12 protein-coding genes are annotated in these 12,544 nt (G+C 47.8%); 9 read left to right on the top strand and 3 right to left on the bottom strand.

Going from position 1 to position 12,544, the window contains the following annotated elements; genetic code table 11:
* Positions 1-48 precede the first annotated feature (48 nt).
* Positions 49-1,092: a S66 family peptidase gene (locus RJ47_RS02275; RefSeq protein ID WP_039480997.1), complete on the top strand. Its 1,044-nt coding sequence runs from the start codon at positions 49-51 to the stop codon at positions 1,090-1,092.
* A gap of 55 nt (positions 1,093-1,147) precedes the next feature.
* Here the strand turns inward: RJ47_RS02275 and RJ47_RS02270 are convergent, their stop codons facing one another.
* Positions 1,148-1,396, bottom strand: coding sequence for a hypothetical protein (locus tag RJ47_RS02270; RefSeq protein ID WP_005474639.1), 249 nt, complete (start codon positions 1,394-1,396; stop codon positions 1,148-1,150).
* 228 nt (positions 1,397-1,624) lie between these two features.
* On the opposite strand from RJ47_RS02270, the gene RJ47_RS02265 reads away from it, so the two are divergent.
* The 7 genes from RJ47_RS02265 to RJ47_RS02235 all read left to right on the top strand — a co-directional run bounded on the left by RJ47_RS02265 (position 1,625) and on the right by RJ47_RS02235 (position 8,378).
* Positions 1,625-2,263, top strand: coding sequence for a hypothetical protein (locus RJ47_RS02265; protein ID WP_038136313.1), 639 nt, complete (start codon positions 1,625-1,627; stop codon positions 2,261-2,263).
* A gap of 9 nt (positions 2,264-2,272) precedes the next feature.
* Complete coding sequence (locus tag RJ47_RS02260) at positions 2,273-2,956, top strand: ABC transporter ATP-binding protein (RefSeq protein WP_038188603.1); 684 nt, start codon at positions 2,273-2,275, stop codon at positions 2,954-2,956.
* Entirely contained in the window at positions 2,944-4,203 is a 1,260-nt protein-coding gene (locus tag RJ47_RS02255; protein ID WP_039480992.1) for an ABC transporter permease, read from the top strand. The genes RJ47_RS02260 and RJ47_RS02255 overlap by 13 nt, the downstream gene beginning before the upstream one ends.
* Entirely contained in the window at positions 4,196-4,963 is a 768-nt protein-coding gene (locus RJ47_RS02250) for an outer membrane lipoprotein-sorting protein (RefSeq protein WP_039480989.1), read from the top strand. The genes RJ47_RS02255 and RJ47_RS02250 overlap by 8 nt, the downstream gene beginning before the upstream one ends.
* Entirely contained in the window at positions 4,964-6,232 is a 1,269-nt protein-coding gene (locus tag RJ47_RS02245; protein ID WP_039480986.1) for a hypothetical protein, read from the top strand.
* Positions 6,232-7,269, top strand: a complete 1,038-nt coding sequence (locus RJ47_RS02240; RefSeq protein ID WP_039480983.1) for a sensor histidine kinase — start codon at positions 6,232-6,234, stop codon at positions 7,267-7,269. Before RJ47_RS02245 ends, RJ47_RS02240 begins: the two co-directional genes overlap by 1 nt.
* Positions 7,270-7,586: 317 nt before the next feature.
* On the top strand, positions 7,587-8,378 hold the full coding sequence (locus RJ47_RS02235; RefSeq protein ID WP_039480980.1) for a LytR/AlgR family response regulator transcription factor: 792 nt from the start codon (positions 7,587-7,589) through the stop codon (positions 8,376-8,378).
* Between the two features lie 60 nt (positions 8,379-8,438).
* Here RJ47_RS02235 and RJ47_RS02230 read toward each other — a convergent pair whose 3' ends face one another.
* Positions 8,439-10,070 carry a glycoside hydrolase family 13 protein gene (locus tag RJ47_RS02230; protein WP_039480977.1) on the bottom strand — a complete coding sequence of 544 codons (1,632 nt, stop codon included), beginning with the start codon at positions 10,068-10,070 and terminating at the stop codon, positions 8,439-8,441.
* Positions 10,071-10,219: 149 nt separating this feature from the next.
* Here RJ47_RS02230 and RJ47_RS02225 point away from each other — a divergent pair, with 149 nt between their 5' ends.
* Complete coding sequence (locus RJ47_RS02225) at positions 10,220-11,116, top strand: LysR family transcriptional regulator (protein ID WP_039480974.1); 897 nt, start codon at positions 10,220-10,222, stop codon at positions 11,114-11,116.
* A 93-nt stretch (positions 11,117-11,209) separates the two neighbouring features.
* On the opposite strand, the gene malE is transcribed toward RJ47_RS02225, so the two are convergent.
* Positions 11,210-12,388 (bottom strand): maltose/maltodextrin ABC transporter substrate-binding protein MalE, encoded by a 1,179-nt coding sequence (gene malE, locus RJ47_RS02220; RefSeq protein WP_038136334.1) that lies wholly within the window; start codon positions 12,386-12,388, stop codon positions 11,210-11,212.
* Positions 12,389-12,544 lie beyond the last annotated feature (156 nt).

Here is a 12,544-nt window from a genome sequence, read left to right as displayed (position 1 = left end):
ATCAGTACTTTATGGTGGTTATTTGTAACGTTTAAAGGAATAGCCACCATGCACAAGGATCTGCCGCCGTTATTTGCACCGCGCCTCAATCAAGGAGATACGATAGGCTTTTTCTCTCCATCATCTCCTGCCACCGTGTTTGCTCCAAAGCGATTCGAACGCGCAAAGGCATTTCTTACCAGTAAAGGGTTTCAGCTTAAAGCAGGCTCTCTAACAGGCGCTAGCGACCACTATCGCTCAGGAAGCATAAAAGAGCGTGCAGACGAACTGAACCAACTTATTCGAGACCCAAATGTTCGCTGCATTATGTCTGTGATTGGTGGCTATAACAGCAATGCACTGTTGCCCTATATCGATTACCAAGCACTTAAGCGAGACCCTAAAATCATTATTGGCTATTCCGATGTTACGGCGCTACTAATGGGCATCTACGCGCAAACAGGTTTAATTACCTACTATGGTCCGGCGTTGGTGGCCTCCTTTGGTGAATATCCGCCGTTGGTGGATGAAACGTATCAGTCTTTCGCTGATATCTTAGTTTGCCAGCCTCAAGCCGAAGCTTATCCGCCATATCTCTATCGTATGCCTTCGCATTGGACGGATACGGTGATTGATTGGGAGAGCCAAACTCACGCGAAACCAGTGCAAAACAATGAGTGGCAGTTCTTGGGTAAGGGGAGAGTTTCTGGTCGGATTATTGGAGGCAACCTAAATACAATGAGTGGTATCTGGGGAAGCCCATACATGCCAGAGATAAATCAAGGCGACATCTTATTGCTGGAAGATTGTTTGAAAGGCGCACCTGATGTCGAGCGCTCGTTTAGCCATCTAAAAGCGTGCGGCGTTTTTGATAAAGTTTCCGCGATTATTCTCGGTAAGCATGAGTTGTTTGATGACAAAGGGACAGGTAGGCAGCCACTGGATATTTTACTGGAAGTATTGAATGGCCAAGCGATGCCAATCTTAGCGGGTTTTGATAGCTGCCATACGCACCCTATGCTAGTGACGCCGCTAGGGGCTCAGGCCACTATTGATTTCGAGCAGTCACTCGTCAGTTTGGACGGTGACTGGATTGCAAACCCAACGCGCTAATTTAAATAAAATATAAACAAAAGGCTCGCACTGCGAGCCTTTTGTTATGCGCAAATTAGTGAGACTTTCGCGGCCCGTGGCGAACCATATCTTGGCCCGTTTTAAAAATCTCTTCTGTAACCCAATGACCTAACAGCAGCTGATGGTTGTCATCGAGGACTGCGACAAAGTGGCGGCCAGTTGAATTTTGTGTTGCCAGCGCTACACCCGCTACGTTTTGCAGCCCTAAAACGCCACTTTCAACGCTTAGCAAAAAGGTTTCTAGATCTTTAAGGTTATCAATTACTTTGTTGTCATCAATCATGGTCTATGCTCTGAATCTGGCTTTGCGAAGCTTGTAATAATGGCCGCTACTTTAACGACCCTTTGTGATTAATTCTACCTGTTTTCCGTTTATCCGCTCAGACAATAACCGTTCACGCCGCATTATTGCCATTCACGCCATCAATATACCGTTTGTCGCATTGGCCAAAATTACACATCACTTGCCACTATTCTAAGATGGTCAAATCAAGGAATAGGGAATAACTCGATGAAAAAATTCACAATGGCTTTGCTCGCAACCGCTCTTATTAGTGTTAACGCTTTTGCAGCACCTAGCGAAGAGGTGATCGCGCAGTACAACCAAGCGGCAGACGGCGATGAAAATGCAGTCGAGGTCGTCTTCGAGACTTTGCAACGTGCGATTGAAAACCAAGGCGCGGATCCGTTGAGCTTGGTCTACCTAGGCAGTACCGAGACGCTAAAAGGAAGAGATGCGTTTATGCCGTGGAACAAGATGAAGTACACCGAGCAAGGGTTAGCGACTATCTCAAAAGGGCTCGACTTACTGCAAAGCGAAACGGTTCCTCTTCAGGAGCAAGCGATCCGTCAAGGGTTACCAGAATCTTTACTTGCCCAAGCTATCGCGGCAGCAACATTTACGTCTTTGCCAGATATGTTTAATCACTTTGAGCGTGGGTACGACATTTACCTCGATTTGCTTGCCGATGAGCAGTTCCAACAACAGCATTATGATGCAACGTCTTGGATCTACTTGTACGCGATTCGTGCTGCACTTCGCGCCGAGCAGCCAGAGCAAGCGCAGCTGTGGCTAAAAGTGATGGAACAAAAAAATAGCCAACATCCTCTTACCCTACAAGCTCAAGCCATTATCGAAAAAGCGGCTTAAGGAGGCGTTATGCTTGAATTTACGGACATTTTTAAGCAGTACCAACTGGGCCAACAGCGTGTTGACGCCCTAAAAGGGGTGAGCGGGCGCATCAATCAAGGTGAAATGGTGGCTCTTTGTGGCCCGTCAGGGTCTGGGAAAAGTACCTTGCTCAATGTGCTCGGATTACTCGAAATGGATTATCAGGGCAAGATTGAATTGGCGGGAAAAGCCTACCCTAGAGACCCAATGGCCGCCGCCCAATATCGGCGTACTCGCTTAGGGTTTGTGTTTCAACGCTTCAATTTGATTCCCGTTATGTCAGCGTGGGAAAACGTCGCTTACCCACTGATGCTCAACGGGTTGTCTCTCGCGGAGCAGAAGCGAAAATCCCTCGATATTCTCGACAGAGTTGGGTTAGCGGAGTTTGTCGATCATAGACCAGATAATTTATCTGGTGGCCAGCAGCAGCGTGTTGCTATTGCGAGAGCACTCGTCCATCAACCAGAAATGGTGATTGCCGATGAGCCAACCGCGAGCCTAGATAGCCAAACCGCAGCCTTGGTGGTGGAAATGATGAAGTCACTCGGTCACGAAATGGGCACCACCTTTGTCGTCGCAACGCATGATGCGCGAATGGCGATGCACTGCGACCGAACCATTGACCTAGTGGATGGTGTAATCAGTACGGAGGCAATGCAATGGGCAAGTTGATTCCTTTATCTATCCGTGTGGCGTTTTTGAATCTACAGCGCAATCGTCGCAGAAGTGTGCTTTCCATATTAATTATCGCCATCGCTGTATTTGCCTTAACCGCAGCGGGTGGCTTTGGCTTGTACACCTATGAGTCTTTGAAAGAATCGACTGCGAGAGAAACTGGCCACATCACCATCAGCCAGCCCAACTATTTTGAAATGGACGAGGAAATGCCGCTCGAAAATGGTTTGGCTGACAGCGCTACGATATCAAAAGCGTTAATTGCCAATAAAGCGATTCGAGGGATTCAGCCACGAATCGAGTTTAATGGTTTGATCTCCAATGGCAGCAAGTCGACCATTTTTGTTGGCTCAGGTGTGAATGACCGTGAATTTGATATGAAGGGACCATTTCTGGATATTCGCCAAGGCAAGACATTATCTAATGTGAATTCGCCGCGCTACGATGAAAGCGAACCTGAAGTGATGCTTGGTGTGGATTTGGCTAAGAACCTGAAAGTGTCGGTTGGCGATTGGGTGACACTGCTGGCCACCACCAGTGACGGTGCGCTCAATGCGTTTGATTTTAAAGTTCGAGGCATTTTCTCAACAGGTGTTCCAGAGTTGGATAAGCGCCAGCTTTACTTACATATTCTCTCTGCGCAAGATTTATTGGCTTCAGACAGAGTCAGCACGCTATCGGTGTTTTTGTTTGATACCCAGAAAACCCAAACCGTGCAGAACTGGATCGATACCACGCTGAGTAACATCGATTTGGCGCAAGACATTGAGCTGACCCCTTGGCAAGATAGAGCCTTTTTCTACAGCAAAGTAAAAGATTTGTACGATCGCATCTTTGGCATCATGGGCGCGGTTATGGCGCTGGTGGTTTTTGTTGCCTTGTTTAACACCATGACCATGTCGGTCACTGAGCGTACTCGTGAGATAGGGACTCTGTCAGCGCTGGGCACCTACCCGAGTGAAATCGTCTCAGGTTTTGTGAAAGAAGCAGGTCTTTTGGCGTTGATCGGCTCGGTAGTTGGTGGCTTGTTGAGTGCGCTAGCGGCGCTGTTTCTGATGGTGGTTGATGTTCAAATGCCGCCACCGCCAGGCAGAACGGACGGTTACCCACTGACTATTTATTTCTCTCTTGAGCTTGTCCTCGCATGTACCTTGGGTGTGGCTCTAATTTGTACGGTAGCCGCTTGGTTATCGGCGCGTAAAGGCGTGAACAAACCTATCACGGAGGCTCTTACTTATGTTTAAGCTCATCAATCGATTCAGTGCGGTCAGTTTGCTGCTGGTTAGTCAGGCGCTAAGTGCTCAATCTGCGCCTATGGATGTCGATACCATGGTGCGCAATGCAGATAGCTTCCGCCAAGGGTATGAGTCAGCCAAAGTGGTTTCAGAAGTGGCGCTATACGAAAATGACACGCTTGATAAAACACGCGAGTACCATGTCTACACTCGTGAAAACCGAGAGTCACTGGTGGTGTTTAAATCTCAGGTTGAGCAAGGGCAAAAGATGCTCATGCTCGGGGATAACTACTGGTTAGTGATGCCAAAAAGCCGTCGACCCATTAGAATCACGCCCATGCAAAAGCTGCTGGGTGAAGCGTCGGTTGGTGACATCTCTACTCTGACTTGGAGCGAGGATTACCACGCGACGTTTGTCTCGCAAGATCAACTCGATGTGGCTGGCAAGACAGTCTCGACCCATCAGCTACGTTTACGTTCAACCACTAAGGGCGCCAGTTATCATCGTATTGACCTTTGGCTAGATGCAGGCAACGATTTCCCGGTCAAAGCGGATTTATATTTACGTTCAGGCAAACTCGCCAAACAAGCGTACTTTGAAGGTGGGGATCTAGATGGCGAAAACCGAGTGGTCTCTATGACGCTACTCGACAAGATACAGCCAGCGAAGAAAACCGTCATTACGTACCAGCAAATTACGCCCTTATCACTTGAAGATAAATACTATAACCCGGCGTACTTAACTCGCAACGCGGTGACGGAGCTCTAGATGAAAACAGTCGTGATAGGGCTTGTCGCCAGTTTGTCAGTCGCGCCGAGCTATGCTGACGAGGTGAATTTAGAGTGGGATTGGACCTTGAGTGGCAGCTCTACCACTCATCAAGACTCCCAGCTACTGGGTGACCGTGAACAAACATCGACTCAGGCGCTCGATGCATTGATTGATGTAGAGCTACGCGCCTATCAATGGACAGGCTTGTTTGCAGCCAAAGGCAGTGACGTGCTTTCTAATTCGGACAGCAGTGAATACAAGGGTGAGTTCATCATTCAAGAGCTGTTCTGGCAAGGTGGGCTGTCACTGATGGAGACGTCAATCGATGTAACCTTGGGAAAAATGCGCCTCGATTGGGGAGTGGGATATGGTTATCGCCCGTTGGATGTGTTTAAACCCTATCGACGAAACCCTGTGGGCATTCAAGTAGAAGAGGGAACGCTCACGGCGATGGCCTCCTATTTTGACGACCAAGGGGATTGGAGCCTTGTCTATTCGAGCTCTAAGCACACTCAGCAAGCGGGCAGTGAGCTGGAAGAAGAATCTCAGCAACATGGCATTGGTTTGCGTCGTTACGCGTTCGTGGGTGATAGCGAGTATCAATGGTTAGCCTACTACGATGACGTTCGCCACGGTCTTGTGGGCGGATCGTTTGTTACCGTTCTTGATGCCTCGTGGGCGGTGCACGCATCTGCCGTTTATCAGCGCAACTACTTGGGCTATCAGCAAGGACAGCTTTTGGACGCGGTGAGCTTAGATAAACAGTCGAACGGGTATCAGGCTTTAGTTGGGGCGAACTGGGCGAACGAGGTAGGCAACAATATCATCGTCGAATATTGGTATGATAGCCGCAGTTGGGACAAATCTGATTGGCAGCAAGCATTAGATCGTGTTGACCGTTTAAGTGGTTCCAACCTAACCGCGCCATTAGCACCGTCTTACGCTCAGGGGCTCTACCACGCCAACTTAATGGCTCACAACGTGATGGTCCACTGGAGCTTGGACTCGAGTGCATGGAGTCAATGGCAATGGTCGCAAGATTACTTGTGGCTGAATAACTTCACCCCAACGGCAGACTTTTTGTACTCGCCGCAAGATGGCGGTTTGATCGCAACGCAATGGCTAGATTATCAAGCGTACGATTCTGGTGATATGTCACTAAATATTGAGACCGCGCTCCGCTTTATGACCGGAGACCGTGACTCGGTATATGCAAACTTGTCCGATAAGCGTATGGTTTTTATCAATATTAAGGGAAGGTTCTAATGAACGAAACATTAAAGCATCATGGCAAAGACAGCATTCGCAGCCTGATCTTAACCTCGCTCTTTTGTATGGTCATTGCCTTTGTCACCCAATCGATTTGGCCGAGCAGTTACATGGAGCACCTGTTGATTAGCATTGGCTACGGGTACAGCGCGGTGGGTACATCTCACCTTGTTGCTCTGTTCATTCCCTCATTGTCATCGCGTCAAGTTACCTCGATTGGCTTGGCTGGAGCGATGACAATAGGCACTGCTAATGCTTACTTTGTACTTCAAAAATATGACGAGTTCGCTCAGATTAGCGATTTAAAGCCCGTCGTTATTTTGGGGTTAGTGTTTACTTGCACCTGCTTTGTGTTTTTCTATGCGCACGAGCAACGCTTGATTGCGCAAAAAGAAGCCGAGATTGCCAAGCGCAAACAAAGTGAGCTCGAAAAAGCGATGTTGCTTAGCCAGTTAAAACAGCTTCAAAGCCAGATAGAGCCGCACTTCTTGTTTAACACCTTGGCCAACGTGAGCGTATTGATCGGACAAGATCCGAAACAAGCGCAGTTGATGTTGGAACGTCTGACTGATTTGTTACGTGGCACGCTCAAATCGAGCCGCCAAGAATACTCGTCCTTACAGACCGAATTGGAGATGGTGGACGCATACTTGGCGATACAACAGATTCGCTTGGGTAATCGCTTGAGTTACTCGATTGATAATCCGATTCAGCAAGAAGTTAACCTACCCCCTTTGGTTATTCAGCCATTGGTAGAAAATGCGATTCAACACGGCATTGAGCCAAAAGTCGATGGCGGAAGCGTGCACATTTCGGTACAACAGAGTGATTGTGACTTAATCATTGAAGTTGCCGATTCTGGCGTGGGAATGAACAGTGGACTGGGGCAGGCGGGTCACGGCGTTGGTCTGCAAAACACCAGACAGCGTTTAAAAGCCTTGTTTGGTGAGCATGCCAACTTATCGCTTTTGGAATCCCAATCTGGAGGCGTCAAAGCCAAAGTGTCGATTCCCCTACACGCACTGCCAAGCTAATGAGGGTCTGTTGATCTTTCGAGCTGATTTTTGCAGCAGTTTGTGGGAAATTTCTATTTCTTTACAAACAAGAGCAGGCAGAGGCTTTGAAGTGTAGCTAGCCTACATGAAAAGCCGATAACGCAGTAGAAATGAACCACAAACGCTGCCCGAAGGGTTCGGCTAAAATCGTTTTATGCTTTGTTAAGGGGTATTTACTTAGAATGACTAGGCTACACACCCCTTGCCGCGCCTAAAACGATTTTGACTAGGCGTCCCCATCCGAACAAAATTTAACCGCGAAAGGTCAACAGACCCTAATAAATGGAGTATCTGCTATGAGCCAAACACCGCTCACTGCCATTATTGCTGACGATGAACCTTTGCTTCGTTTTCATTTGGATAAAGCCTTAGCCGATGTTTGGCCTGAACTAGAAATAAAAGGCTTAGCGGAAAATGGCGAGCAGGCACTTGAGTTAATTGAGGCTCACCAACCGACCATCGCATTTTTGGATATCCGCATGCCGAAATGCGATGGGATGCAGGCGGCGAAACGTTTGATGGAAAATAATAGCGCGACAACGGTTGTGTTTGTTACCGCTTACGATGAGTACGCGGTGCAAGCCTTTGAAAACAATGCCGCGGATTATTTGCTCAAGCCTTTGTCGGAAACGAGGCTGGAGCAGTGTGTTGCTCGGCTTAAACAAAAATTTAGTGTTGATGCAACGGCTCAAGCGCCCGATATGCAGGCGCTGTTTCAACAGATGCAGCAGCTTGCTGAGCAAAAAACACCCAACTACCTGAGTTGGATTCGAGCCAGCAAAGGGGAGGACATTCACCTTATTTCGGTTTCAGAAGTGCTCTATTTTAAAGCCGAAGATAAGTATGTGTCTTTGTTCCAGCAGGAGCAAAACAAAACCGTCGAGTACGTTTTGCGAACCTCCCTCAAAGAGTTACTGACTCAGTTAGATCCAGACCAGTTCTGGCAGATTCATCGTTCAACCATTGTCAATGTGTCAGCTATAGAGCGAGTCAAAAAGGAGTTTACCGGCAAGATGGTAGTGATAGTGGGCGGTGAAAAGCTACCTGTCAGTCGGGCGATGCAAGCCAAGTTTAACACTTGCTGGTAGTACAAAAGGGGATGGAAAAGGCAGGATATAAGCACGCGGCTTATATCCTGTTTTTTATTTCTATAGTTTGACGGCGATTGACTCGTAAGGGGTCAACGAATAGCGTGCTGGCAATCTGTTTAAGTGTTGATGGTTGCTGATTAGCGTTTCACACTCTTGCTCAACCAAATGGGCAGGTAAACTGAGTTCAACCGTTTGGTTGCTGAAATTGTTAATCACCACGATGTGTTGATGGCTGTCTTTTCGCTCATACGCAAACACCTGAGGATCGTTTTCAAGCAGAGGAATGAAGTCACCGTAGACAATCACCGGGTGCGATTTGCGCAGCGCAATGAGCTGTTTGTAGTGGTAGAAAATGGACGCTTTATCTTCAAGCGCATCAGCAACATTGATTTCTGGATAGTTCGGGTTGAGTTCTATCCAAGGCGTACCTGTGGTGAAGCCAGCGTGGTTGTCGCTGTTCCAATGCATCGGCGTGCGGGCGTTATCACGGCCATTTTCATGGATTGCCTGCATCATATGTTCGTGGCTCACACCAGACTCGGTTTTGACTTTGTAGAAATTGAGCGTCTCAATGTCTTTGTATTGCTCGAGTGAGTCAAAGGCGACATTGGTCATACCGATCTCTTCACCTTGATAGATGTAAGGCGTTCCTTTCATAAAGTGCAACGTTGTGGCGAGCATTTTCGCCGACTTCACGCGGTACTCGTTCTCGCACCCGTATTTAGACACCACACGCGGCAGATCGTGGTTGTTCCAAAACAGCGAGTTCCAGCCTTCGTTTTTCAACTCAACTTGCCACTTGGTGAGCACCTGCTTGAACTCGACCAAATCCAGCGGCTTAGGTTGCCATTTATCCCCATCTTGCCAAGTAAGCGTAATGTGTTCGAATTGGAACACCATCGAGAGTTCATTGCGCTCAGGGTTGCTGTACAGCTTGGCGATTTCGGGTGTGGCTCCCCATGTTTCGCCGACGGTTAAAAGATCTTTATCGCCGAATGTGGCTTGATTCATTTGCTTCAATAGCGGGTGCAATCTTTCACCGTTGCCAGTGATGCCTTTGTCGACTTCTTTGCCAATCAGGTCAATGACATCCAAACGGAACCCACCAATACCTTGGTCAATCCACCAGTTCATCATGTCAAAGACTTTGTTATGTACGGCAGGGTTTTCCCAGTTAAGGTCTGGCTGGCGCTTGGAAAAAAGATGGAAATAGTACTGCTGAATTTCTTCGTCCCATTGCCATGCGCTACCACCAAAAATGGAGCCAATGTCGCTTGGGGCGCTGCCATCAGGGTTTGCATCACGCCAGATGTAGAAATCACGATAGTCGCTGTCTGGGTTCGCCTTGGCTTCCACAAACCAAGGGTGTTCGTCAGAGGTGTGGTTAACCACCAAATCCATCACGATACGAATCCCGCGCTGCTTGGCTTGATCAAGCAGTGCTCGCATGTTGTCCATGGTACCAAATTCGGGTGCGATGGCTTGGTAATCGGAAATGTCGTAACCATTGTCATCCATCGGGGATTGATACACTGGTGAGAGCCAGACAACGTCGACACCCAACTGCTCTAAATAGTCGAGTTTGCTGATGATGCCTTGTAGATCGCCAATGCCATCTCCGTTGGAGTCACAAAAGCTACGTGGATAAATTTGATAGACGACACTGTTATGCCACCAACGTTGTTCCATTGCTCTATACCTTTTCAATCAAATAGAAACTGATGATGACTATAGCCGACATTTTGCGACAAAAATAATTGAATCTTTGAATCTGGTTATAGAAAAAATCAATACCAAACGTTAACCTTAGCCCGATAATATGTGTGGTGATATAGAAAATGGATAAGCAATACCGCTATTTTTATGAAGTTGCTCGCCAAGGCAGTATTAAAGCTGCTGCGGACAAGCTGTTTATTAGCCAACCTTCGCTAACTACGGCGATTAAAAAGTTGGAGCAGCAGCTCGGTGCCGACTTATTTATTCGGCGCTCCAAGGGGGTAGAGCTGACCGAATACGGCTGGGTTTACTTTCGCTATGTGCAAGAGGTGCAAGAAAAGCACAATCAGATGATTCACCAACTGGCAGACATGCGAATGCGCAGTGGCGGAAAAGTGAAACTGGGCGTTGGTGAGGCTTGGTGGAACTGTTTTGCGGCAGACGCGATGCAGGCATTTTGTCAGCAATACCCAGCGAGCTCGATGCACATTGAATTTGGTAATGGATTGTCGATGTTGCACCACCTCGTTAACGATGATATCGATCTTTTTGTTGGTCATGAGATCAACGGCATCAATAGCCGCTATCGAGTCAGGTTTATCCCGTTATTTCAAGAGCATGAAGCATGGTATGTGCGACCTGACCACCCATTGCTCGAAGTCAAAGAGGTTGAAGAGCAGGCGCACCACTACCCATTACTTAAAGTGACACCTGATCACGCTCGTCATGGTGACGTGTTAACGGAAGAAGGGGCAGAGCTCTTTACCGTGGCGGCTCAAGAGACACGGGTGATTTACGAGATGGACTCACTTTCTGCCAGCATCGATATGGTGAAAATGAGCGATGCGATCATGCCATATACCTCCAAGATTGCCGAAGAGTTAGCCGAACAAGGACTGGTGCAGCTTTGGCTCAACAAAGACCAGTTGGGGCAAGTCGGCATCTACACCAAAGTGGGAACATTGACAGAGCCAACCACGGCTTTGATTGAATTGATTACAAAAAAAGCCGGAGCATAAACTCCGGTAAGGTATTGAACAAAAGGACATTCCGCCCTCAGCGCTGTAACGCGCTGAGTTTGGTTTCAATGAAAAACAGTATTGGTGTACGAATTAGTTAACGATCTGCTTAGCGGCGGTATCGAGTGCTTCTTTTACCGTCTGTTTACCTTGCATTGCGTTGTCGATGGCCGCTCCTTCTGCGAACCAGTAAGCCGTCATTTGCGGAATGTTAGGCATGATCTCGCCATTCTCGGCGTTGGTCATGGTCGCTTTAATGCGGTCATCTTTCTCTAAAATGGCTTGGAAAGACTTCAGTGTCACCGCGCCCAGTGGCTTGTCATCATTCATGGTTTTCAATGCTTCATCGACAAACAGGTAGTTCTCTAAAAACTCTACCGCTAGATCGCCATTCGGGCTTGCTGCGTTGATGCCTGCGCTCAATACACCGACAAATGGGTTCCCTTTACCACCGTTTAATGTCGGTAGAACGGCAACGCCGTAGTTCACGCCCATCTTGTCTAAGTTACCCCAAGACCAAGGGCCGTTAATGGTCATGGCAGCTTCGCCTTTGCTAAATGCCGCTTCAGAAACCGAGTAATCCATGTCTGGGTTAACGACGCCTTGGTCGACCATATCAACAAGGAACTGCAAGCCTTTGACACCGGCTTCGTTGTTTACGCCTGTTTTCGCACCGTTGTAGCCGCCATCGACTTTTTCAAATGCGTATGCGCCGCCCGATGAAATCATTGGCCAAGTGAAGTAGGCGTTTTTCACATCCCACATGATGGCGGTTTTGTTTTGTGCTTGCATCTTCTTGTGGATGTCTGCCAACTCTTCCCATGTTTTCGGTGGCTCTGGCAGTAGGTCTTTGTTGTAGATAAGCGATGGTGCTTCAATCGCCATCGGGTAGCCCATCAACTTACCATTCACGGTGACGGCATCCCAGCTAAAGTCGACCAGCTTATCTTTGAATTCTTTACTCGGATTGATTTCTTTCAAAAGGCCAGCTTCTGCATAACCCCCGAAGCGATCGTGTGCCCAAAAGATGATGTCTGGGCCCATGCCTTTTGCTGCCACTTTTTCAAAACGAGCTTCCAGTGATTCTGGGTGCTGAACGATCACTTTTACGCCAGTATCTTCTTCAAACTGTTTACCGATTTTGGCTAGGCCTTCGTAGCTTTTGTCACCATTGATCCAGATAGTGATTTCACCTTCGGTCATGGCAGCAACAGGGCTCGCTGCCATAATAGCAAGAGCGACGAGAGAAAGAGGTTTCACGAACTTTTTCATTATTATCAATCCTTGTTTAGGTTTGCAGATAATCTAAACCCAATGCATATAAAACAAAAATAGATAATCGATAGTCAGTTATAGGAAAAATCTATATCAACGAGGGCTTGAGCTCATATATACAACAAAAACGGCGCACTGATTAGGTTGCGCCGT

The organism is Vibrio sinaloensis (assembly GCF_000808535.1).
In the GTDB taxonomy this organism is placed as follows: domain Bacteria; phylum Pseudomonadota; class Gammaproteobacteria; order Enterobacterales; family Vibrionaceae; genus Vibrio; species Vibrio sinaloensis_D.
Note: the sequence above shows the minus strand (reverse complement) of the source record. Positions and strands in the feature narration are given on the sequence as shown.